Source organism: uncultured Chloroflexus sp., from assembly GCF_937951745.1.
In the GTDB taxonomy this organism is placed as follows: domain Bacteria; phylum Chloroflexota; class Chloroflexia; order Chloroflexales; family Chloroflexaceae; genus Chloroflexus.
Map to the genome: position 1 here is coordinate 64,517 of NZ_CALFBQ010000027.1, position 22,788 is coordinate 87,304.

Genomic DNA, 22,788 nt, shown 5'->3' on the forward strand with positions numbered 1-22,788 from the left:
AGCGGTATTTGAAGATATGGCAATTGCACAATGGAACGTCGTACCCATCACTGGTGCAGCAATCGCGTTGATTGCATAGGATACAGGTCAGTTAGGGCCGGAATAGCACGCAAGCTTCGTTGATAGTATTGCTCATTGCGCTCGATGCCAATCGCCGGATAACCTACAGCTAATGCAGCCGCAATCGTAGAGCCAGAACTCATACATGGGTCGAGAATCACTTCTGTGCCGCGTGGAAGAGCAGCATATACTATCTGGCGCAAAAAGGATTGCGGCTTCAGACGAGGAGGATCGGCAAGCACCCGTTCACGCTGCGGCGTGCGCTCGCTCTCAATAACATTGGCAAATGGTGTGCCATCAGGATATCGACGGAGACCAACTGTTTGGCAGGCTCCGACGGTCATGCTGGGGGTAACGGCTTGCGAAATAATCCCCCCGGCTCATAACACCCACGCGGCAATGAACCGACATTGGCGAACTCTGCTTCGGCATGTTTTGGCCGATCACCGCCGCGCAACGTGCGCACCAACCGGATCATCTGGCCGCGAAATTCAAATCCGGCCTCACTCAGGGCAGTGAATACCAATTGCGCAAGTAACGAATTTGTAGCAAGAAAGAAATGGCCGCCGGGTTGTAGAAGCCTAAGCGCGAGTTGCCCCCTCGGTAAAATAGGCGACAAGGTGCCGGCAATCATCTGCGGTTATCGCGGTAAACCGAGACAGCGGTGCTCGTGTACGACCATCGAATGCAGGCGGGATGCGTCAAATCCCACCTTGACCTCGTTCTCGTTTTGCTCATTGATCGGGTTCAAATTCGCGCACCCCATACGGTGGATCGGTCACAATGGCATGAATCCGTTAGGCAGACACCGTTCGCATCCACGTAAAGCAATCAGCGTGATAGACAATTGCACTACCAATATGGGCATGCTCAATATGGTGGCTATGCTCGTACAGGTCTGAATCGATCATCGCCGGCAGCTCCGGTAGGCACGCGCTATGGATAATGCTCTAGCTATAAAGACAGAACATTTGTTTGTCAACTCGACTGAAATACAGTTTGCTTCAGGCATTGCACAGACATCAGCAATCAACCACGCTAACCATTGCTCGTGGTGTGTGATATGAAAGAGGCACACGCTCAGTCCCCTCTTCACCCTGTGCCACGCACAAAAATATTCGGCCATGGGCGGAAGCGAGTAAAGAAGAGTTCTCGCCGTTCTTGGCCGCTAGCATCGATGACGATACGATAGATCGAGATATCGCGTCCGTTACGGGCAACGTCAGTTTGGCGCAACGTGCCGCGCGGCAAGGAGGGGTCATCAACATAGACCGGCTGGCTCGGCGCGCGCACTTCGTTGGCGATAATCGGCCCTTCGAGACGCACCTCGCGGTTGGGGCGGGTACCGTACAGTTGCACCACCAACACCTGCGCCTGTTCATCGATGCTAGTTTGCATTAATAACCAATAGCCGGTGTCATTGACGAATTTCAAGTCTTGTATGCCGGTGAAGATAGCGGCGTCTAGCCCTTGGCCATCGCCGTTGGGGCCAAGGCCAAACCGGTCGTACCAACTGATGTAGAACGAGTGAGCGTGCCGTTCGGTGATCGGCAAGCCAGCCCAGAAGGCGGCGCGGAAGACGGTGGTGCTGACTTGGCAGACGCCACCACCCCATTCGAGTTGGGTGCGGTTGCCGATAATGGCGTACCCCTCAACAAAGCCATTTTCAGCGTTCACCTCACCCAATTGGCGGTTGAACGAGAACTCTTCGCCGGGAGCGATGAGGACGCCGTTCATGCGGGCAGCACCGGCGCGAATGTTGGTGATGCGGTACGGCGCTGAGCCAACAAAGCTGCTGCGCCCTTCGGCAACCAATTCGACGATGCCAAGGTTATCGAGGTTGGCAGCCGTGATCTGAGGATCGATCCGGTCAACCGGCAAGACGAGCGTGCGGGTGATCGGTGAAGGTTGCATCAGCAGCTCACCGAGAGCAGTAACGGCCTCGGCCTGCCGCAAACGGCGACCCGGCTGGCCCTCAGCGACGATCCGTACCCGGCCATCACTGAAGCGCAGGCGTGGTTCGGCGGTGCCGGTATCAATGCTCTGCGCCAAACCCTCGACAGCGCGAGCAAGCCGATCAGGATCGGGTTGAATAACGAACTGGCCGTCAACTGGCTTCACCTGCAACAGCTCGGCCAAGCGCTCAGGCGACCACACGATCCGCTGATCTTCGACAACTAGCTCGATCGGGCTGCGCAGTAACTGCACCGCCAGCTGTTGGGCCACCACTAGATCGGTATCGTCGATCAGCGGGGCAAGCTGGCGCGTGCGAATTGGCACTATCTGCGGGCGAAGTTGTTGGACGGCGAGCAACACATCGTTGGCGGTGGCATCGATCAATAGTTGCGTACCGGGCTGACTAGGCTGACCGATTACACGAGCATCGGCCAGACTAAGCACAGCGTCGGTCGGTGCCTGCTCGATCTGCGACGCAATGCCGAGCAAGTAATGCTGGGTTTGGCTCAGATCAACCGCTAACCGTGGCCGCAGATCAATCCCTTCGCGCCAGAGCAACCACAGATCGCGAACGCGCGTGAAGGGGTCGCCGCTGCGGCCCAAGGCGAAGGCATCATTCACCAATCGCTCGATGGCAAATGTTACCCCCAACTCGGTAAGCGTTGGCTGCCAGACTCGATCGCGGAAAGTAAGCGTCACCGGTTGTTGTTCAAAGGTGCGATAGCGCTGACGCAACTCGATCATCAGATCAGCCCGGCTACGCCCGCCGAGCGGCTCGCCGTTGAGCGACACGCCGGGCAAGATGGTATTGGGATAGGCCAGATCAACCGCATAGACTGCACCCACTGGCGCAGCTACCAACAAGAACAAGACAAACGCCAGCCACACCCATGCCGGCGCGCGCTGTCGCCGTCGGCGCAGAGGGCGGCGCGGTCGCGGCCGTTGCGGCTCTTCGGGCGGCGGTTCGTCTCTGGGCAGCAACTCACGTTGCGCTACCCGCCGGCGGTAGATCGGGCCGTATTCTTGATAGTAGCGATTACTAGGCATAGCGATGCAGCGAACCTGTCATAGACCCTTTCGCATTGTACAAAACCTCGCCGGTTACGACAAGTTGACAATTTGGGCAGGTTGTTGTATATTCTCAGCGGGCCTCTAGCTCAATTGGCAGAGCAGTTGACTCTTAATCAATCGGTTGTGGGTTCGAGTCCCACGGGGCCCACCACTACTACACCGGCTAATGCCGGTGTTTTTGTTTGGCCCACCTACCGTCGCTCTAGCCACCTTACCGCAGCCGCGAACAGTGGGTCGTCGGGCGCTAACAGTGCAGCCCGACGTATATCGTCGCCAAACGCCGGATCGGTCGGATCAGCGAGAAATCGACCCCATGCTCTGACGAAATGGATTTCGGCCCGATCGGGCATAACGGCTAACGCTCGTTCAGAGGAATCAAGTAAATACATACTCAATTCCATCTCCCATCCCTCGGCCACGGTACCGACGATCAGCGGCGACTCGGTGCGAAAGATCGCATCTGGCGAATAAGCACGCATCTGGGCAACCGCGCCGGCGTAATCACCATAAAAGACGTGATTAAGCAGCGGATAGGCGCTGGTCGCAACAGCCTCGCGCTGGGCATCGTGGATCATCTGAATGAGCAGTTGATTCCAGTGCAATGAACCGGCCGTGGTAGGTGGATCGGCGTCACCAGCCTGTACCACTGCCGCGTTGATCGCTGCCAGCGCATCGGGCCACAGATCGGCCTGCGCAAAGGTGACCGCCTGCCGATTGAGGTCGGCAAACGGCGCAGCTTGATCGGCAGTGGTCAGGTGGCTGATTGCAACCTCACCGAGTGATGTACCCTGCCATGTATAGACTTGATACGAAGGATAGTACACGCCGCAGGCGTAGCAGAAAATGTACGGCTCTGAGCGGTCAAGCACCACCTCGTTCAAACCATCGCCGTTTAGGTCTTCGACGTGGCCAACGCCGGGGTGAGACGAAAACGCAACCACGGCAAGCTGTAGGGTATCACCGTCGAACCGAAACAGGTGATAACTGCCGCTATGCGCACCTAATCCGCCTTCGATTTGAAGCCAAATCTGACCGGGAGCAATCTTAACTTGTTGCACATCGCCGATATAATCCGGTTCGGCATCGGCCGTACTTAGGGCTACTCGATCAAGTTCTTGCCACCGACCGGCTTGGTTAGCGTAGATCGCAACCACATGCGACGGTACCGGATTAAGGTCAACATTGCGCATCCCGGTGCTATACACCACCCAAAGCTGGCGACCATCAGTGGTCTGCAAGGGCTGGGCGGCTATCGTATCGAAGGCATTGGCCGGCAACGATGCTTGCATGGCGGCAAACACCTCGCTCAGCGGGGTGATGGTAGGTTCGGTTGCAGTTGTCGTTGGTGGAAGATCGTACCGCTCGCCGGGTCGGCATTCGCCACGGTAGAAAGCCCATTCTTCGCAGCGTGTACCGTCAGGAAAGTTACAGAATCCGATCTGGTCACCGTTGGCAGTAGCTTCAATTTCAAGCCGGCCACCCTGTACGATGCAGTAGGTTGAGGCAGGATTGTCGAGTCCTACAATAGAAGCTGAGGGTGACGTTGGGGTTGGCTGGGTAATGGGAATAGTTGGTTGGCTCTGCCCGTCTGAACTCCCGCTAGCGTTGGTGGATTGCCTTGGTGTTGGCTTAGTGGTGGGTGAGCTAGAGGATTCTGGCGAAGACTGGCCGCACCCGGCAATGAGGAGACCTAATACCAACACAACGACGAAGCTCCAGTGGCTGCGCCCCTGACCCAAACGAACAAGGGTGAACATCGTAAATCCTTACGCTGAGCAACGGTTGTACGACAAACAGCGACGTGCCGACTACATTGGCGCCGGTAATTCCGCTGTGTAGGGTTCAGCGAGTGAGGCAGAGGGCATAACGTTCGCTACTCGCTATTATAACGCAAGGAATAAGGTTGAACATTTAAAATCTCAAAATTGGTCAAAACATCTTGATCATCCACCTGAGAAGTGATATATTCGTAGTGCTATTTCCAAGTAAGAACATTTATAAAATCTCAAACTCAATCCCTCCTCTACCGATTCCGCTTCATCTCCGCTTGTAAAGCCATCGCTCACCACCTAAATTATCCCCGTCCAACCTCGCATCGTCGCCACCGTCAACTTCCAACCCCACAGGAGGTTCTATGACACAGCTCCAATTCAAAACTTCGTGGCTCCTGCTGCCACTGCTGATCACGTTCTTGCTAGCCGGCTGCGCCACACCGCCACCCCTCGTTGAACCACCATCTATCACTCCCGCTCCCCAAGTCAACCAATCTACCGACAATCCAACGCGACCGCCGACCGTCAGCGCAGCAGCCACACCAACTCGCTCAGCGCCAAACAACTTCGCCGCCGCTCGCGGCGACTATCTGATCAATCAGCGTACACGCAACCCAAAGATCGACTTTGACGCGATTATCTACCGCGTGTCCCTGACCGAGAGCGCACTGGTGGTTCGGTTTGGCATGCAGAACATGAGCAACGACTCGCGTTACCTTTCTGCCAGCTTCAAGAGCACCGAACTCCGCCTTGTTGATAGTGCCGGGAATGAGTATCGTCCTTTAGCAGTCAGTGACAACATCGAACGGTTCAGTCTCAAGGATGGGTATTTGCCCGGCCAAGCCAACATTGGTGAAGTAACGTTCCCGCTGCCAACCGCAGGTGGGCCATTTGAGCTGCACGTACCCACGTTTGAGCCCCTGATCTTCACGCTCGATCAGCGAGTTACACCAAATACGCTCAACGTACCTAGCGGTGAATACCCGCTCGATGTGGTATTGTACAGCAGCCAATCTGCATTAAGTCGGCTCGATTTACGCCTTGAGCGCGTCACCGTGACTGCCGATGAAATCAGCTTCGCGATCGCGTTCGTTAATACCGGCCGGCGACCGATCGGTCTTGGCAGCGGCCTCAGCGGCAACGATAGTCGGGTATTCGATGCTGAAGGGGTAGTGTATGCACCTCTGCGGATGAGTGAGCAGTTTCGTACTGCCATTATCCCATCTGATGGCTTGCTGCCGGGAAAAAGTTACCGTGGCGAGATCGTCTTCCCACGGCCGCAGGATATCGATCAACTCCGCTTTTTCTACCCATTCTACAGCGCAGCCACGCTTTCCTTTAACGAGCAAGGGTTCGTTCGGGCGACGGTCACCTCAGCGAGCGGCGGCCCACCACCGCCAACTACGACGCCAACCAGTGCAGAATTGGCACTGCAAACTCTCGAAGCGGTGTTGAACCGGCAAGCGCAGGCGCTGATGACAAGCGATCTGGCCGGCTACCTTAGCACCTTTGCCCCAGAATTACAGCCAGAGCAAGAGCGCATCTTTCAGCGAAGCCAGCAACTACCCATCGCAGAGTACCGACTTGTTTTGTCCCCTAACACAATCCTGCTAGAATCAGCGTGGGAGCGTGGTACCCAAGATAGAATGACGGTCTGGCTATCTTACCACTGGCGCGGCATGCCGGACAATGTTTTTCAGCATGAGCTGCGTTACTGGTTCACCAAACAAGCAGACCGTTGGATCGTCAGCCGGTATGAGCTTGATCAACCATCGCTCTTCTGGTGGACTGATGATGTACAGCTCAGCGAGACCGATCACTTTCTCATCATCCATCGTCCGGCAATGGCCGATCAGATTGATGAGATCGCGGCTGAATGTGAACAGGTGTACACCGAGTTGCAAGCTGCCGGTTTTTCTCTTGATCAGAAATACATCATCTTCGTCCCCATTGATCAAGAGGACTTCCGCGCCCAAACTGGGCAGGGTGCGCGTACCCTTGGTGTTGCCTACTGGAGCTACAATCTCACCGACGAGTATATTCAGTCACAGGGCCGGGCGTTTTACCTCAATGGCGCAAGCTTAACCGAGTACGCTAACGTTGACAATTCGTTTGGCCGGAAAGCAACGATTAAGCATGAAATGGTACATTTGGTGCTCGCCCGCGAGACCATGCCGTTCACGCCGGTTTGGTTGATTGAGGGCACGGCTATGTACTTTGCCGACCAATACCGGCCTGAGCTACGCCGATATCTTATTCAGGAAGGCCAACCAGACCAGATCGATCTCACAAAACTCACCGCTGCCGATCAACTTGGTCAGTTCGATATGCTTGGTAAGAGCGTCGGGCCAGAATATCTCTTTTCTGCTGAAACAGTCCAGTATCTGATCGACACCTACGGGATCAAGCGGTTTTGGGAGTTCTATCGCTCGTTTACCACAATACCGACCGAACGTCTCCAGCAGGCGATTCCCCTTTTCACCGTGTTGGGTAGCGGGTTAGGGCCTTTCCGCAACGAGGTTACTCCCGAAATGCTCAATGCGGTGTACGGGTTGAGTTTGGTTGAACTAGAGGCCGCCGTGAAAGCAAATCTACAGCAGTAACATCGGATCGGCTATAATACCCCCAATTTGACGCCAGCAGACTGTCGGCGTCATTGGTAGCGGGAAGGTATGGCCGACATCATTGAACTCGACATTGACGGCATTGCGCAGGGTGGCGACGGCGTAGGCCGGTTAGACGAACTCGTTGTTTTTGTCAGTAGCGCCTTGCCGGGGGAGCGGGTACGCGCCCTCATCCGAGAGCGGCATACCCGCTTTCTGCGAGCAACCGTCAGTGACGTACTCCGTGCGTCACCTGATCGAGTAGCGCCGTTAGTCAATCCCGGCGATCATGTGCCATGGCAGCACATTGCTTATCCGGCGCAGGTGCGTTACAAGCAGACAATCATCGCCGAGCAGATCGCCAAATTTCTACCGACCGTTGATCTCCCCGTCCAGCCGGTGATTACCGCACCACACCCGTGGGGATACCGCAACAGCGCCCGTCTGCATGCGAATGGCGCCGCGCTCGGTTACCACGCCATCGGCACAAAGACAGTGCTTGATGTGGTTGACGACCCACTGTTGTTACCAGCCTTGCGCGCGGCACTAGCCGGACTACGTCAACTGCCCTTCGCCGGTCTCATCAACGAGGTACACTTGCGGGCCAGCGCGACGTATGGCTATGCCGCCGCCCGGCTTGATCCCGCCCCCGACGCCGATCGCAATGCTCTGGTCCGGTTGGCTGCGACGTGGATGGCCGCCACGCCGGTGTTAGCGGGTGTCACGCTCGGCGACGAACCGCTCATAGGGGCTGATGCCATCTATGATGAATTAGGCGGGGTGGTCTTTCGGCTCAGCCTCAGTAGCTTCTTTCAAGTCAATCACGCGCAGGCCGAGCGCATGATCGAGGTGGTGCGCGCAGCGTTAGCGCCGCACGGCGGACGCTTGCTTGACGCCTACAGCGGCGTGGGCAGTTTTGCCTTGCCATTGGCCGCCGCCTATGACGAAGTGGTGGCGGTGGAAGCGCACCAACCCGCAGTAGCCGATGGTCGCCAGAGCGCCGCCGATAATCAGATGAAAAATGTGCGATTTATTGCTGGTACTGCCGAACGAGTGGTAGGACGCCTGCCCGGCCCCTTCCATGCCGCGATTCTTGATCCACCGCGACGCGGGTGCCATCCGGCGCTGATCGAGGCAGTGATTGCCCATGCCCCGGAACGAATCGTCTATATTTCGTGCCACCCCGGACTAATAGGACGCGATCTTGCCCCTTTGTTAGCGGCAGGCTATCATCTCACGCTGGTGCAGCCAATTGATCTCTTTCCGCAAACCCCGCATGTCGAGACGATCCTTGTGCTTTGTCGATAGACTCTCTTCGATCGTCATACGTAGATCAAGTTAACCAAACGTTATTAAGACGAAATGATCAACTTATTTTAACCAAAAAAGATCATAAATTCATTTAACGCTCTTGCAAATCACCATTTAATCTTTAACAAATGTCACGTGTAATATGTTTACAATAGACATTTCATCATAATTTAGAAGACACAAGAGACACCGCACTCATAGCCGGCCAAAAGCGAACCATTTGCACCGCATCACCCAATCACGTATCATTGACCATCCACACTCAATCCAAGAAGCAATATGTGTTATACTATAGCCAAGTTTGATAGGTGGAAGTATATTTTCAACAAAAAATGCCGTGAATCAACTCACTGCTAAAATCTGTTTGCTCGGAGAATTCTCCGTTGGCAAAACGAGCCTCATCCGTCGCTTTGTCGAAGGCATTTTTGACGAACGATACCTAAGCACGCTTGGCGTTAAGATTAGCCGCCATTCGCTCAAGCTAAACCACATCGATATAAACCTCATCATTTGGGATACGACCGGCGGCGAGCGCTTCAACCAGATCGTGCAGAATTACTATCGCGGCGCGGCAGGTGCCTTGCTCGTCTGTGATCTGACTCGGCCTGACACCTTACCGGTGCTTAGTGAGTATGCCGAGGCATTTCACCGGGCTAGTCCACACACACCATTGGTCATCGCAGCGAATAAAGCCGACCTCACCGAGCAACGACGAATCGCCGATGACGACATTGCCGCTGTGGCGACGAATTTATCAGCCGATTGGCTCTGCACCAGCGCGCGTACCGGCGCTGGCGTGAACGAGGCGTTTCAGGTACTAGGGCGGCAGATTGTGCAGCAGAAAGGGCGCGTATGACAAACGATGTATCGGGAATTAGCAACTCGGAGGAAGCCGAAGAGCTTGAACGGGTACGCCAAATTATTCTCGGAACTAGCACGCGCCAACCACGACAGGCGGAAGTTGATCGCCTGCGCGACATCATCTTTGGCCCGCAGATGGAAGAGTATGCGCGTGCATTCAGTGACATCCGCCGCCAGATTGAACATCTTAATGACGATGTCCGCCAACTGCAAGACCGGCTCGGCGAGGTTGAAAAAGCGATGCTGCGCCGGTTTGATGCGCTTGATGTCGAGACACGCCGGCTGAATGACGAGCTGCGGCGTGAGATTGAGCGGGCCCGGGCGCGTGAGTCAATCTTGCAGCAGGTTTCGGCGCAAGTGCGCCAGCACGAAGCAGCGCTCAACGGCTTGGGCGACGGCGTGAGCGAACTACGGCGGGTACAGAATCATCACGATCTTGAGATCCGCACGAACCGCGCTGGTCTCGCCGAGACGCGCGATCTGCTCGAACAGCGTGCCCAAGCGTTACGCCGCGAGCTACGCAGCGCCGAAGATGCGTTGCGCACTGAGTTGCGCCGAATCGCTGACCGGCTCGATAATCAGAAGACTGACCGTAAGGCACTAGCCAGTATGCTGATCGAAATAGCGACTCGGCTAGAAACCGGGAGCACCGTGGCCGGTTTGTTGGATGGTCTCACCTCGGCAAAGGATGAATGATAGGCACGTATGGCGAGCGAACCGCAGACCAGCCGCGAGATCGAAGAGCTGCGGCGTGTGTTGCTGAAACCGGAGGCGCTGGTCGATAAGATCAGCCCGGTGATCGCAGATATCTTAGCTGAGCATATTCAAACCTCACGCGAGGATATTGCCCGTGCAATTGCGCCAGCAATCGGCGAGGCTATCCGACAACAGGTGTACAAAGCCCGCGAAGATATCATTGACGCCCTCTATCCGGTCATCGGGGCAATGATCGCACGCGCAGCGACAGAAGCGATCCGCGATCTTGCTGCTCAGATCGACACTCGCATTCGGACTGGCCCAATGCTCATGCTCGATCCCGGCTATTGGCGTGCGCGTGCGCAAGGTGTGTCGGCGGGTGAATATGCACTACGCAGTCAATTACCCTTTTCGGTACAAGAAGTTTTTCTGATCCAGCGTGACTCTGGGTTACTCATTTGCCACGTCGCAGCCTCCGGCACTCCCGCAACTGACCGCGATTTGGTAAGTGGGATGCTGACGGCGATTCGCGATTTTGCCCGTGATGCCCTCGGCGATAGCGATGAACTCGGCGCGATTAGCTACGAGGCGCGCCAGATTGTCATTGCCAGCGGCAGCGCTGCGTATCTAGCCGCAGTCATCACCGGTATCGAGCCGCGTGGCTTTCGTGAACAGTTGCGCCAAACATTGGTCGCTATTCATGAAGGCCGCTACGACCGACTCCGTGCTTTTGCCGGCGATGATGATGCGTTGGTAACAGAAGCTGAAGCGATCATTCGTCAACAGATTCCGCTGGCGACGACCCAGTCAGCGCGCACGAAACAGACTCCTTCGTTCTTGCAGCGCACAATCATCGCTCTGTTGCTCTTGATTGCACTGTCACCGATCTTCTTCTGCGGCTGGTGGGTGATGAGCGTGGAAGCGCGAATGGCAGCCTTGTTTGCGCCAACGGCAACACCGACAGCAACTCCGATGCCGACGGCAACCCCAACGGCTACCCCGACACCGACAGCAACCCCAACGGCAACCCCGACACCGACAGCAACCCCAACGGCTACCCCGACGCCAACGGCTACCCCAACCGCCACGCCAACGCCAACCATCACGCCGACGCCGACGGCTACGCCTATTCCATACGATGGCGTAATGACTGGGAATGTCTATCTCTACAGCTTCCCCGATGAAGCTAGCGAGCGCAGCCCGATCGTTGCACCGCGCAATGCGCCGGTCGTGGTCTTGGCTCAATACGGTGATTGGTACCAAGTTCGGGTTGACGTGCTGATCGATCAGCGTCCCATTCAATTAATCGGTTGGGTACCATCACGGTGGGTAGGTTTGGTGCGTCCGATCCCGCCAGCACTCGTAACCCCATTCCCACGACCTTAAGAGGAGTATGCTGTGCTATGCATATGACGGTTGAACAACAGGTGCTCATCGAGACCGGCAGCGCCTACCTGATCGTTGATCCTGATCTACGTATCCAGAGCGCCGGAGGGTTACTGGAACTGGTTGGCGGCGAACCACCGATCGGCGTTCACCTGATCGAGCTGTTGCCAGAATTGTTCGGCAACGAGCAGGCGTTGGCCGAGATTCTCAGCGGAGATCGCGACCGGCTGAGCCTACCGTTGATCAACCGTCAACTGCCCGATGGTTCGGTGCTCTATCTCGATCTGTTGACCGTGCCGCACGTTGATGATCGCGGCAACCTTATCGGTCTGATTCAAATCATTACCGATACGACGCACCGCAGCCTTTCCGAGCAACTCCTTGCCCAGCGCCGCAACGAATTGCAATTGCTCAAAGATCGCATCCAGCGCCAGAATGTCGAGCTGGCCCGCATCAACGCCGGCTTGCTGCGCGTCACCAAGCTGAAAGACGAATTTCTGGCCAGTATGAGCCACGAGGTACGCACGCCATTGACCGCCATTCTTGGCTTAGTGGATGTGCTGCGTGCGCAATTGGTTGGCCCGCTCAGCGAAGAACAATTGAACGCGATCAATGGCATTAAGCAGGGCGGCCAGCATCTGCTGTCGTTGATTAACGATTATCTCGATATTGCCAAAATCGAAGCCGGACGGCTCGAATTGGATATTGGCCCCGTCTCGGTGCAAGATATCTGCTATTCGCTGCGCCCGATGGTGGCAGATATGGCCCGGCGGGCCAACCTCGAACTGATCTATGATCTGGACCCCTCGGTGCAAGTGATCTTGGCCGATGCGCGCCGCTTACGCCAAATTTTGATCAATCTGCTTTCAAATGCAATTAAGTTTACCCCCGCTGGCGGTAAAGTCGGCCTTGAGGTGCGCGGCGAGCCTGAACGCGGTGCGGTACGGTTCACGGTTTGGGATACCGGGATTGGCATTACCGCTGAAGATGCCACCCGCCTGTTTGAGCCGTTCCAACAGATCGAGAGTGAGCGACAGAAAGAGGTAACCGGCAGCGGTCTTGGTTTGGCGCTGGTCTCGAAGCTAACCCGCTTGCATGGTGGGAGTGTGAGTCTTGAGAGTGAAGTGGGCGTCGGTAGTCGCTTCCATATCTCGCTGCCGTGGGAACCGGATGAACAGCAACGCTTACTCGACTGGTTCGCCGACGAGCGACAGAAGGAACACGACGCGGATATGCCGGCCGATCTGCCACGCGCGTCACCACTTGCTGGCGACCGACCACTGCTGATGGTTGAAGACGATGTCGCCACCGCTACGCTCTTTGCTCAGTACTTGACGCGCTGCGGCTACCGAGTGGTGCATGTCGAGTCGGGCGAAGAGGCGCTTGCCTATGTGCAGGGTGAAATGCCTTGTTTAGTTTTGCTTGATGTCCGTATGCGCACAATGGATGGGATTGAAGTAATGCAACATTTGCGTAGCGATGTAATGACCCGTCATTTACCGATTCTGGTGTTGACGGCGTTGGCAATGCCGGGTGACCGCGAGCGTTGTCTGGCCGCCGGCGCTGATGATTATCTGGCGAAACCGGTGCGGCTCCGCCAACTAGCCGAGCGGATTGAGGCGCTGCTTGAACAGAAGGGGTAAGCCCTGTCTCGCTCGCTAGCGCGGGAGATGGGGAGAAGGGGGGTAGAAAGTAGAAAGAATACTTCCTCCCACCTCTGCATTCTCAAATCCCTTTACGTCTTTGCGCCCTTTGCGTCTTTGCGTTAACCAGTATGCTCCAACCGCACGAACTGCGTCTAGCCAGCGAGATATTACCCTTCTTGCGCGATCCAACCACGCCAATTGCGCGTGATTTTATCGCGCAGGCAAGCCTCGTGCGCCTGCCGGCAGGCGCAACCATCTTCGCTGAAGGCGATGAATGCAGTGCCTTCGCCGTGCTGGCCGACGGACAAGTCCGCGTCTTTAAAATTGGCGAAACGGGGCGTGAAATCACGCTCTACCGCTTTGGCCGTGGTGAGAGCTGCATCCTTACCACAAGTTGTGTGCTCAGCCAGCGCAACTTTCCGGCAATTGCCACCGTTGAGCGAGATGCAACCGCCTTTATTATTGATCAGGCAACCTTTCGTAACTGGATCGATCGCTACAGCCCGTGGCGCGACTACGTGTTTCAACTCCTCTCGTACCGACTGGCAACGGTCATGGCGATTGTCGATGAGATCGCCTTTCGCCGCGTCGATGTACGACTCGCCGAGTTCTTGCTTAAGCACGCCCAAGGTGACCCACCAACCATTAGCGCCACCCATCAGCAGATCGCTACCGAGTTGGGTACCTCACGCGAAGTGGTGAGCCGAATTTTGGCCGACTTCAACGATAATGGCTTGATTAGGAGCAGTCGTGGCCAGATCATCGTGCGCGATAGCGAGGGCCTACGCCGCTATCGAGGCGTTGCACTGTGATAGGGCTGCTGGTAGTAAAGCTCGTGGCACATAAACGTGCACGTTGCCAAGAGTACGGCTGCAATATGTTCACACGGAGGTGATTGGTAAAACGTGCTAGAGCATCACGCCCAGCGAATGATTAATAGATAACGTGATCATGGCTCATCTCCAACGAAAACTTTATCGATTTTAACGTAATACTCGCCATCTATCCGGCAATACCGTTGAAACCGTAATCCAACTGGCGACATCGCATGGTTCACCAATGAAAGAAGTAGCGAATGCGACGACCGGCCATCATCACCTTTCTGATTATGGCTGCCGTCTTCTTCGGCGGCGCACTCGGCGGCTTTGCCCTGACGACCATCCTCATACCTGAACCACACGTGCTGAGGTGGTTTAGTCTCGGCGCTTTGCCAATCGCCTTCATCGCGGGTTCCTTTCTCTGGCTGAGCATCGCCTTTGGTCGCGGTCTTGTTCACATCCTTAAGCGGCGCAAACGCCCCACCTTTGCCGGTGATCGCGCCATCCCGCCGGGCACGACCGCCTTTATCGTCACCTCCACCGGCATCATGACGCTGTTTGGGTCGTTGGTGGCCATTACCCCGAACCGGCTCGGATTCTTGCCTACCTTCACGCTGTTCACCGTGGTAGGCGTCGGATACGGCCTGCTCTGCCGCGTCTTGGCCCGCAACGGGTACTTGCCAGTGTACGATTTGGAAGGGGAGTAATGGGGAAGAGGGAGGCGCGCAAAGAGGTGAAGAATAAGTAGCCATTGTAATGAGTGTCCATGTACTTCTTGACAAGGATTTTCTGGGTAGACTAGAATATGCTCAATTGCGCTTTACCAATCAATGGAATGAGCGGTTTACCCATCCGAGCACATCGCAATCGATCGAACATGGACATGTTCCAAATCATTGTGAGTGAATTCACACGAACACATCGCACACAACCATGGACTTCCTCGACGCTGCGTATCACATCTTACAATCAGCCGGTGAGCCGCTGCACTACAGTGAAATAACCCGGCGTGCCCTCGATCTTGGTATCCTCAAAACAAATGGACAGACGCCAGAAGCAACAATGGGGTCGCGGCTCTACGTTGATACGAAGTCGCCCGATTCACGTTTTCAGAGAGTTGGTCGTGGCACGTTTGCTTTAGCCGCACCCGTTCAACATCCGGTTGTCCGTCAGATTGATGAACTAAATCAAACGGTGCGCGACCAATTGCACCAACGCTTACAAACGATGCCGCCCGATCGCTTCGAGGCACTGATTGGCGAGTTGCTCATTGCCTTGGGATTTGCCGAAGATACTATCAACGTCACGCGTTACCAAAAAGATGGTGGGATCGATGTGCGTGGCGTGCTCAAGGCCGGCGCTATTGCTGAAGTCAAAGTGGCGGTGCAGGTCAAGCGGTGGAAGCACAATGTACAGGCACCTACCGTGCAGGCATTGCGCGGTGCGTTGGCGGTCGGTGAGCAAGGTGTTATCATCACCACCAGCGATTTCACGGCTGACGCAAAACGTGAAGCCCAAGCGCCAGCTAGAACGCGAATTAGCCTAGTGAATGGCGAGCAGTTGATCGATTTATTGATCCAGCACCAGCTCGGAGTGAAAACTGAGACGTACACAACGTTGTCGCTTGATGAGGAATGGTGGGATGCGATTGCAAATCTTAACAGTCAACCATTGTCACCGTTGCCTAACAGTCAACCCTCGTCACCTTCGCCCCAATCACTACCATTCAGACAGCCACGCGGCAGTGTCGCCAGCAAGTTAATCGAAGCGGCTGAGCGTGCTATCCGCGAGGGCCGCATTGACACCCAAACGAAGATTGCCACTGGACACACCCGCTATCTCGTCAACCACGAGCCACGCCACAAAAATGGCCGTGATTTCTTTGCTCCAGTCCGGTTGTCCAATGGCCTCTACCTCGAAACGCATACCAGTAACAAGCAGGCTGATGATCAAGTTCGGTTGCTGAACACATGGTCTGCTAATCGGAATAGATGGTAACGTCGGTGGATAGAGCTACCATCGACGAGAGTCACTGTGATGTTGGCAGCAGTCATAGTTGAAGTGCGATGTCTGCTGTTGTGCCAACCACAGAGGGGATCGTAACCCTTACGTCACCGCCGGGCGATGATCGCGATACTTAAGATAGCGCTGCTCGGTCACGGCTTGCGCCATGCGCTCAACGGCGGTGTGAATGTCGCGGAAGCTGGTGTACAGCGGAGCAATCCCAAGCCGAATGTTGTCGGGAGCACGAAAGTCAGGTAAAACGCCCAGCTCATTAATCAGCGCCAAATCAATACCCAACCCCTCCGGGTGGCCAAGCGAGATGTGCGATCCGCGTCGGGACGGATCACGCGGTGAGTTGAGCGTATAGCCGAGTGGGGCAAGCCACTGCTGCCATAGCCCAATCAGATACTCGGTCTGGGTAATCGACTTCGCCCGTAATCGTTCGATCCCCGCCGCCAGCACCAAATCGACGCCCGGCTCGATCAGCGCCAGCGACACCACTGGCGGCGTGCCGGTGAGAAACCGGCGCAGGCCGGGGGCCGGTTCGTAATCGAGATCGAAATTAAACAGGTTGCGTTGCCCCATCCAGCCGGCAATTGGGTTAACCAGTTGTTCTTGCAAATCACGCCGAATATAGAGAAACGCCGGCGCACCCGGCCCACCGTTAAGGTATTTGTAGCAACAGCCAATCGCCATATCGACATTGCTCTCATTGAGGTTGATCGGTACCGCACCCACCGAATGGCTCAAATCCCACAGCACCAATGCCCCCACCGCATGAGCCGCGGCAGTCAGGGCCTGCATGTCGTAGAGAAAGCCGCTCTTGAAGGTGACGTGCGAGAGGGTGAGCAAAGCAGTGTTGCGATCAAGCAAGCCAAGGATCGTCTCGACCGGGCCGTGGATGCCGTCACTCGAATAGGCCATCGCGATTTCATACCGCCCGCCAAGCAGATCGGCTACTCCCTGCAAGATGTAGAGATCAGAGGGAAAATTGAGGTCGTCGCTAATCATTCGCTCACGACCGGGGCGAGCACGCAAAGCAGCGATCACCAGTTTGAACAGGTTTACCGACGTGCTATCGGCGATGATCACTTCATCAGGTTCAGCGCCGATCAGGCGCGCAATCTTCGCCCCGATCCGCTCCGGCAGATCAAACCATCCCTCATTCCAACCGCGAATCAGGCGTGTACCCCATTGACGGCGTACTAAATCGGCGGCTAGATCCACCGTCGCTCGCGGCAACCGCCCAAGCGAATTGCCATCGAGGTAGATCAGGTCAGGTTCATCGTTGACAAACGCCTGCCGCAACCCGGCCAGATCATCAGCAGCGTCAAGCTGATCGGCGTAGGCGGCATCGAGTGGGACGGTCATCGTCGTTCCTTTCTGGAGAGACCAAGATACGCAGGAGCTTCCGGTACTTCCCATTGGGACGATGTATGTATGATTATGTAACCATGAACGATCACCAACAAGATCATTACCAAACACGCTGTGCGCCTTGGCGTTGTTCACGGCGCCGGAGTAGGGAAGAGGGTCGGCACCGGGATGCGGATCGGATCGAGCAACAGTGGCGGGGTTGGCGTTGCCACCGGCGTGGGTACAGCGTTGCTGCCCGGCAAATGGAGCACTTGGCTGACCAGCACGATTAGCACGAGACTGGCGATAATCAGCGCCACTAATTGCGGTTGTATACGAAGCCGGCGGGTCAAGTCTTGCAAGCGCTTGGTCGGCGCACCCACACTCGTTTCAGTCGGGGCAAACCGTGGCCGCGGCACGGTAGTGACTTGACGCAGCGGGCGCACCGCTTCCGGCGGAGCCGGCGCAATCGGCGGTTCACCGGGGCGAAAGAGCTGTTCACCACCGGGAGCGAGATAGAGCTGGGGCGCACCCCACGGCTCTTGCGCGTTTGCCAAAGCCGCCCGGCCTATTGTCATAGCAATATCAACCGGTTCGACAGCAGCCAGCGCCTGATAGCACGCTGCACTCCAGCGCACCTGCGCTGCTACGCTGAGATCAGGCAACGCCACCACTGCCCGGCCATCAGCTTCATGGAGCGCGGCGGCAAATATTACGCAAGCCTCCGGCGGCGCGCCCGCTACCGTTAGCAACCGTAGTTCGTCAATACTCACCAACAACTCAGCCAACTCACCGGCGCTCACCGCCCGCCCCAGCCGGATACGCGGCGCTTGGCGCGGCGGCTGCTCGAACTCGCCGATCAAGTGCAAGAGATGGCGCGGCTCGGCAGCCAGCTCAGCCACAATCTCATCGGCGGTCGCATCGCGCAGCCGGTCAACCACCAGCTTCCCGGCGCGCACCGGCTCGATCAGCGCCTCTCCTAGCGCATCGGCGACTATCTCATGTCCACGGGCAACCGCGATCAGCATCCGCAGCGGCCCAGCGACCCGGCGCGGCGGCAACGGACGCAGCGCGCGGGGGCTGATCCGCACCAGCGGGTAGTCGTCGCGGAGCGCCGGTTGCCAACGTTGCTTGCCATTGCTCAGGGTAAGCCACTCCCACGGCAGCGTCGCCAATTCAGGTGCAGCAATCTCTAGTCGCACCTGCATGCGCGCTCCATGCTCGGCAGCTTCGCGCGCCGTCTCGATCAACAACCGCCGGATGGGCGCCGGCAACAGCCATTCCCCCAACTCAGTCGCCGATTCAGCCGGCGGATTCACCAGCACTGGCGGCGGCATTATCTCTTCGGCACTGCGACCACCACAGCTCGCCCGCAACGGATACCCCTGCGGCGCGCGCGCTCCGATCACAATGTGAAATGGAATGACAATCTCTTGCATGCCAGTTAGGTTGGATATGGGCGGCAATTTGTCTTGAATATAACACGCCTGATCGCGGCTGTCTACCGTGTTTGGTGATTGCGGCGACGAATGCCTGTACAGCCGCACGGCCGTGCGGCTCCCATAGAGCGAGCACGCCCCCTTTCTCCGGTGGGGAGAAGGCTGGAGTTAGGGGATGAGATAGTCGCGGGCGCTGGGCGCCCTCGCTATGACAGACACCTTCGCTCCCCCTTGTGGAGGAGGGGCGATAAAAGCGCACGATGGAATGGGCAAGCTAAAGCACTACCTCAGGCCACGCAAGCCCCTTGCAGGGGCTGGAAGAAGGGAGCATGCCTGTCTCCTCCCTCTCCCCAACGGGGAGCGAGCTGAGGTGAGGGGGTTCTTTTGTGCAGCGGTGCCTTCACGCAATGAAAGGGGCGAGAGCAGGAGATTACTGCGTGTGCTATGCTATTTTGCAAGATAAGGGCGGGTGACATTTGCCCTACCTCCTTACCCTGACAGGGAGAGGATTACAGGAAGGGAACAAATAACAAATCGTGAATAAGTGAACCTGCTACTGTTATTTATTTTCACGATCTTCTAGCTGAAACAATATATTCATATAACTCCTTCTTTGAAGTACGTTTCCGTAGCAGAGTAATTTCTATCTCTCCAAAACCCATATTTTGCAGAAGAGACGCTATAATCTGCTCGGTCGGCACAAGAACACTATAGAATTTTGAATTACCAACCACATAAAAGATACGAGCATTGCTTTTCGTTACTTTATAGAGTTCGGTAATGTGTTGCTTCATATCAACAAAATACTTAGCAATATAGCGCGCTAATAGGTCGCTATGTTCTGCAACCCGTCGAATCATGTCGGTAAAATTGGGATATGGCACACCGTGATCTTCTGGTATCGACCACCGCCCAACGTAGCTTGTAGCAACACCCCACGTACCTCCGATTGCTTGCCAGTCAAGTTCACCAGCATCACGCCCATTTTGCAAAAATCCTAACCAGTACATATACGGACGCAGTTCGCGAATGTAGCTCATTCGATTAGGGTACGGTGGCGAGGTAATGACGAATGAAACTGTTTCTTTGGGAATAAGCGTGGTAAGCTGTCGAGCATCATGGAGATGAATCGCTGGCAGAGTGATTATCGGAGTCTGCATCGAACGTATTATATCATTGATGCTCTCCTGCCAAGTTAAGATCAGATCATCGATTATTTTCGAGAATAGACTCGGTTGACATTTCTTTTTAAACGACATCGATTGGTGATTGAAACTAGCATGAGAATGAGAGATAACGAGACGACAGAAAGCAACTTTGAGCAGATCAATGACTGGTTCTGCGAATGTGTCGTGTAACCGATGAATCTGGTACAAGAGTGCGCCAAGCAGAGACAATACTTCTGGCTCCCACCACTTTTCGCGCTGATGAATCTCAGGCAACCAAATGACCTCAGGGGGTACCTTATCGACATGTTGAATGAGTTCGTTCGCAAGCTGTTGAAAGCATTTAACCTCAGCAGGCGTATACGCTCTTGTTTTTGCTCGTGCTAACCACACCAAGAATGGGTTAATATCGGTTGAGATACAAGAAATACCGCGCTCAGCACATGCTAATGCAGTAGTTCCCGAACCACCAAATGGATCGAGCACGATATCACCTGTCAATGCATAGCGCTTGAGCAGATCGGCTACAACATGAACCGAATACGCCGGTGTCAACCGAAGCCAGCCGTAGCGGGTATGCTGCGCATTCCCGCGGTGGGTGAGGTGATAAGCAAGACCGAGGTGGGATGACATAGGTTATGCGTTAGGATAGAAGTTGGTTGAGAACGTTCTCAACTTCTTTTCGGATAGATTCGGCATTGCGCTGAAAGAATGCTGCCACATCATAGCCGATAATGTCACGACAAAACACATACGTACTTTTTGTATCTTCTCCTTCGAGCTCACCTTGTAGCAACAACCAAAAGTTCTCTTGATACCTGCGAGCAACGTCTCTATCAATCTGCTGTGAAAATAGCATGATAACAGGCAGGTAGCCTTCAGAATAGGCTCGAATCGCATGCTCAAGATCAGCATTCTGGCGTTTAGAGTCTTTGCTTTTGTATCCTTGTCTGATTTCAAAGACGATACCATTCACACGTTGTATAGCCGAGTCATGTAGTTCTACAACCGAGGCTGCTTTATCTAGCCAACCTCGAATTCTTTGCTTTTTTGTTCGTCTTGAACATCGGACAAATTAATCCGCGCATCAAGCGCAAGCTTCCGTCGTTTACCGCTAGTGGTAGAAACTTCATAACTCCAAGTGATTTGTTCAGGTAACAGGGAGAGTTGATCCTGCAATATACGGCGAAACAATGCTTGACAAGCAATTCCGATTTGTCGATAAATTGATGTAATTCCCCCTGCAGCTCTGTGAGCCGCATATATGCGAGGCGACCCAAGACCAAACCACTGGTAAAGGGGATCATTAGCATACATTTCCTGAAAGGCTTCGAGGTTTAAGCCTTCATTACCTTTACCAAATTTTGGCAGATATGCAAGACATGCACCAATCGAGTGGGTAAATATTTCAAGATATGTCGAATCGTAAGACTGCATATTTGTATCAAAAATGTACGGTGATTTTAGCTGAAATCTACTTTTACTGCTGTTAAAGCAGTAAAAAGCAACATACTCGCGCATCATATCCACTGAGCGGGTCACTGAGGCAGAATGAATTCTGCCCTACAGCGCGCTGTTCCTAATACAATGCAGGAGAGTCGGGGTTGAAACCTGCCCCTAGTACATCCCCTCGCAATGAATTATACGCTATTCCTCCCTCTCCCCAACAGGGAGCGAGCTGAGGTGAGGGGGTTCTTTTGTGCAGCGGTGCCTTCACGCAATGATAAGGGGCGAGAGCAGGAGTACCTATTATCGCCCCAGCGCGTAAAACTCGTCGTTCGGACGCAGTGCGCTCATGTTGGCCAGTCGATTGCTCATTGCGAAGAAGGCCGCAATTGCGCCAATCTCCCAGATATCGGCTTGGGTGAGGCCGTGTGCATACAGCGGCTGCCAGTCGTCTTCACTGATCCGCGCTGAGTCAACGGCTACCTTCAACGCATAGTCGAGGATAGCACGCTGGCGGGGAGTGATTTCAGCGCGACGATAGTTGGTGGCAACCTGATCGGCGAGCCGTGGGTTCTTACTACGAATGCGCAGAATCGCGCCATGGGCAATCACACAATAGAGACAGTCGTTGGCCGCTGAGGTCGCGACCACGATCATCTCTTTCTCAGCCTTGGTAAGATTCGATGGCTTTTCCATCAGTGCATCGTGGTAGGCGAAAAAGGCGCGAAATTCGTCAGGACGGTGGGCTAGCAAGAGAAAGACATTCGGGATGAAGCCGCTCTTTTCGGCAACCTGCTCGATCCGCTCGCGGATGTCGGGCGGCAGATCGATAATCCGATCAACAACCGGGAACCGGCTAATCGGGCGATCGTCGTTGATCATAGGTAGGACTCCTTTGGTGGTATCCAATTACCAGATATTCTATCATACTAGACTATGCCCAACGAGAGTGACAAAACGTGGGCAGGAGTAAAGCCTACCCCACCAGCCAACTTAGTTGCGGCAGTTCGGCCATATGGCCAAAGCACCGCGGCCTACCACGTGCCGTCGATCAGGCGCAGCGTCATCACCACACCCCCAAAGACGACCACCGGCCTGAATGCAGCCACCAGCAGCCAACCCCAACCGATCCGCCAGCACGCCATCCAGCCCGCCAACTCGCCCACTCCGGCGGGGCCAGCCGTTAGCAGCGTGACG

19 protein-coding genes and 1 tRNA gene are annotated in these 22,788 nt (G+C 55.3%); 10 read left to right on the plus strand and 10 right to left on the minus strand.

Translation table 11 applies throughout. From position 1 onward, the window contains the following. Positions 1 to 47: 47 nt before the first annotated feature. The 3 genes from Q1A59_RS07420 to Q1A59_RS07430 all read right to left on the minus strand — a co-directional run bounded on the left by Q1A59_RS07420 (position 48) and on the right by Q1A59_RS07430 (position 3,063). Entirely contained in the window at positions 48 to 404 is a 357-nt protein-coding gene (locus Q1A59_RS07420; RefSeq protein ID WP_299644644.1) for a DNA methyltransferase, read from the minus strand. Beyond that, positions 401 to 586: a hypothetical protein gene (locus tag Q1A59_RS07425; RefSeq protein ID WP_299644647.1), complete on the minus strand. Its 186-nt coding sequence runs from the start codon at positions 584 to 586 to the stop codon at positions 401 to 403. The genes Q1A59_RS07420 and Q1A59_RS07425 overlap by 4 nt, the downstream gene beginning before the upstream one ends. A 566-nt stretch (positions 587 to 1,152) precedes the next feature. After that, positions 1,153 to 3,063 carry a VanW family protein gene (locus tag Q1A59_RS07430; protein WP_298402889.1) on the minus strand — a complete coding sequence of 637 codons (1,911 nt, stop codon included), beginning with the start codon at positions 3,061 to 3,063 and terminating at the stop codon, positions 1,153 to 1,155. Positions 3,064 to 3,162: 99 nt separating this feature from the next. On the opposite strand from Q1A59_RS07430, the gene Q1A59_RS07435 reads away from it, so the two are divergent. Beyond that, positions 3,163 to 3,238, plus strand: a tRNA-Lys gene (locus Q1A59_RS07435). Between the two features lie 40 nt (positions 3,239 to 3,278). On the opposite strand, the gene Q1A59_RS07440 is transcribed toward Q1A59_RS07435, so the two are convergent. Further along, positions 3,279 to 4,844: a DUF333 domain-containing protein gene (locus Q1A59_RS07440; RefSeq protein ID WP_299644650.1), complete on the minus strand. Its 1,566-nt coding sequence runs from the start codon at positions 4,842 to 4,844 to the stop codon at positions 3,279 to 3,281. 377 nt (positions 4,845 to 5,221) lie between these two features. On the opposite strand from Q1A59_RS07440, the gene Q1A59_RS07445 reads away from it, so the two are divergent. From Q1A59_RS07445 to Q1A59_RS07485, 9 genes are all read left to right on the plus strand, one after another. Continuing rightward, on the plus strand, positions 5,222 to 7,462 hold the full coding sequence (locus Q1A59_RS07445; protein WP_299644653.1) for a hypothetical protein: 2,241 nt from the start codon (positions 5,222 to 5,224) through the stop codon (positions 7,460 to 7,462). A gap of 69 nt (positions 7,463 to 7,531) precedes the next feature. Then, positions 7,532 to 8,770, plus strand: coding sequence for a class I SAM-dependent RNA methyltransferase (locus Q1A59_RS07450; RefSeq protein ID WP_298402883.1), 1,239 nt, complete (start codon positions 7,532 to 7,534; stop codon positions 8,768 to 8,770). Between the two features lie 340 nt (positions 8,771 to 9,110). Continuing rightward, positions 9,111 to 9,629, plus strand: a complete 519-nt coding sequence (locus tag Q1A59_RS07455; RefSeq protein WP_298402880.1) for a Rab family GTPase — start codon at positions 9,111 to 9,113, stop codon at positions 9,627 to 9,629. Continuing rightward, complete coding sequence (locus Q1A59_RS07460) at positions 9,626 to 10,330, plus strand: hypothetical protein (protein WP_298402878.1); 705 nt, start codon at positions 9,626 to 9,628, stop codon at positions 10,328 to 10,330. Before Q1A59_RS07455 ends, Q1A59_RS07460 begins: the two co-directional genes overlap by 4 nt. Before the next feature lie 9 nt (positions 10,331 to 10,339). Continuing rightward, positions 10,340 to 11,716, plus strand: a complete 1,377-nt coding sequence (locus Q1A59_RS07465; protein ID WP_299644656.1) for an SH3 domain-containing protein — start codon at positions 10,340 to 10,342, stop codon at positions 11,714 to 11,716. Positions 11,717 to 11,733: 17 nt separating this feature from the next. Continuing rightward, a complete protein-coding gene (locus tag Q1A59_RS07470) occupies positions 11,734 to 13,359 on the plus strand; it encodes an ATP-binding protein (protein WP_299644659.1) in 1,626 nt (541 codons plus the stop codon). A gap of 131 nt (positions 13,360 to 13,490) precedes the next feature. Beyond that, the gene (locus Q1A59_RS07475; RefSeq protein WP_299644662.1) at positions 13,491 to 14,174 is read left to right on the plus strand and encodes a Crp/Fnr family transcriptional regulator; all 684 of its coding nucleotides are present in this window, start codon (positions 13,491 to 13,493) and stop codon (positions 14,172 to 14,174) included. A 263-nt stretch (positions 14,175 to 14,437) separates the two neighbouring features. Further along, positions 14,438 to 14,887 carry a hypothetical protein gene (locus Q1A59_RS07480; RefSeq protein WP_298402874.1) on the plus strand — a complete coding sequence of 150 codons (450 nt, stop codon included), beginning with the start codon at positions 14,438 to 14,440 and terminating at the stop codon, positions 14,885 to 14,887. A 226-nt stretch (positions 14,888 to 15,113) separates the two neighbouring features. Then, entirely contained in the window at positions 15,114 to 16,178 is a 1,065-nt protein-coding gene (locus Q1A59_RS07485; protein WP_299644666.1) for a restriction endonuclease, read from the plus strand. A gap of 108 nt (positions 16,179 to 16,286) precedes the next feature. On the opposite strand, the gene kynU is transcribed toward Q1A59_RS07485, so the two are convergent. From kynU to Q1A59_RS07515, 6 genes are all read right to left on the minus strand, one after another. After that, on the minus strand, positions 16,287 to 17,555 hold the full coding sequence (kynU, locus tag Q1A59_RS07490; protein WP_298402871.1) for a kynureninase: 1,269 nt from the start codon (positions 17,553 to 17,555) through the stop codon (positions 16,287 to 16,289). Positions 17,556 to 17,692: 137 nt separating this feature from the next. Then, a complete protein-coding gene (locus Q1A59_RS07495) occupies positions 17,693 to 18,979 on the minus strand; it encodes a polysaccharide deacetylase (protein WP_298402869.1) in 1,287 nt (428 codons plus the stop codon). A 569-nt stretch (positions 18,980 to 19,548) separates the two neighbouring features. Further along, positions 19,549 to 20,778, minus strand: a complete 1,230-nt coding sequence (locus Q1A59_RS07500; RefSeq protein ID WP_298402866.1) for a DNA methyltransferase — start codon at positions 20,776 to 20,778, stop codon at positions 19,549 to 19,551. A gap of 10 nt (positions 20,779 to 20,788) precedes the next feature. After that, positions 20,789 to 21,121 (minus strand): hypothetical protein, encoded by a 333-nt coding sequence (locus tag Q1A59_RS07505; protein WP_299644671.1) that lies wholly within the window; start codon positions 21,119 to 21,121, stop codon positions 20,789 to 20,791. 47 nt (positions 21,122 to 21,168) lie between these two features. Beyond that, positions 21,169 to 21,669 carry a hypothetical protein gene (locus Q1A59_RS07510; RefSeq protein ID WP_299644674.1) on the minus strand — a complete coding sequence of 167 codons (501 nt, stop codon included), beginning with the start codon at positions 21,667 to 21,669 and terminating at the stop codon, positions 21,169 to 21,171. Positions 21,670 to 21,894: 225 nt separating this feature from the next. Beyond that, positions 21,895 to 22,473 (minus strand): peroxidase-related enzyme, encoded by a 579-nt coding sequence (locus Q1A59_RS07515; protein ID WP_298490154.1) that lies wholly within the window; start codon positions 22,471 to 22,473, stop codon positions 21,895 to 21,897. Positions 22,474 to 22,788: the final 315 nt, after the last annotated feature.

Excerpts from the sequence above, each read along its gene's own strand:
- Q1A59_RS07420 (WP_299644644.1), bottom strand. The coding sequence starts at position 404 with ATGACCGTCGGAGCCTGCCAAACAGTTGGTCTCCGTCGATATCCTGAT.
- Q1A59_RS07430 (WP_298402889.1), bottom strand. The coding sequence starts at position 3,063 with ATGCCTAGTAATCGCTACTATCAAGAATACGGCCCGATCTACCGCCGG.
- Q1A59_RS07440 (WP_299644650.1), bottom strand. The coding sequence starts at position 4,844 with ATGTTCACCCTTGTTCGTTTGGGTCAGGGGCGCAGCCACTGGAGCTTC.
- Q1A59_RS07445 (WP_299644653.1), top strand. The coding sequence starts at position 5,222 with ATGACACAGCTCCAATTCAAAACTTCGTGGCTCCTGCTGCCACTGCTG.
- Q1A59_RS07450 (WP_298402883.1), top strand. The coding sequence starts at position 7,532 with ATGGCCGACATCATTGAACTCGACATTGACGGCATTGCGCAGGGTGGC.
- Q1A59_RS07460 (WP_298402878.1), top strand. The coding sequence starts at position 9,626 with ATGACAAACGATGTATCGGGAATTAGCAACTCGGAGGAAGCCGAAGAG.
- Q1A59_RS07465 (WP_299644656.1), top strand. The coding sequence starts at position 10,340 with ATGGCGAGCGAACCGCAGACCAGCCGCGAGATCGAAGAGCTGCGGCGT.
- Q1A59_RS07470 (WP_299644659.1), top strand. The coding sequence starts at position 11,734 with ATGCATATGACGGTTGAACAACAGGTGCTCATCGAGACCGGCAGCGCC.
- Q1A59_RS07475 (WP_299644662.1), top strand. The coding sequence starts at position 13,491 with ATGCTCCAACCGCACGAACTGCGTCTAGCCAGCGAGATATTACCCTTC.
- Q1A59_RS07480 (WP_298402874.1), top strand. The coding sequence starts at position 14,438 with ATGCGACGACCGGCCATCATCACCTTTCTGATTATGGCTGCCGTCTTC.
- Q1A59_RS07485 (WP_299644666.1), top strand. The coding sequence starts at position 15,114 with ATGGACTTCCTCGACGCTGCGTATCACATCTTACAATCAGCCGGTGAG.
- kynU (WP_298402871.1), bottom strand. The coding sequence starts at position 17,555 with ATGACCGTCCCACTCGATGCCGCCTACGCCGATCAGCTTGACGCTGCT.
- Q1A59_RS07495 (WP_298402869.1), bottom strand. The coding sequence starts at position 18,979 with ATGCAAGAGATTGTCATTCCATTTCACATTGTGATCGGAGCGCGCGCG.
- Q1A59_RS07500 (WP_298402866.1), bottom strand. The coding sequence starts at position 20,778 with ATGTCATCCCACCTCGGTCTTGCTTATCACCTCACCCACCGCGGGAAT.
- Q1A59_RS07510 (WP_299644674.1), bottom strand. The coding sequence starts at position 21,669 with ATGATGCGCGAGTATGTTGCTTTTTACTGCTTTAACAGCAGTAAAAGT.
- Q1A59_RS07515 (WP_298490154.1), bottom strand. The coding sequence starts at position 22,473 with ATGATCAACGACGATCGCCCGATTAGCCGGTTCCCGGTTGTTGATCGG.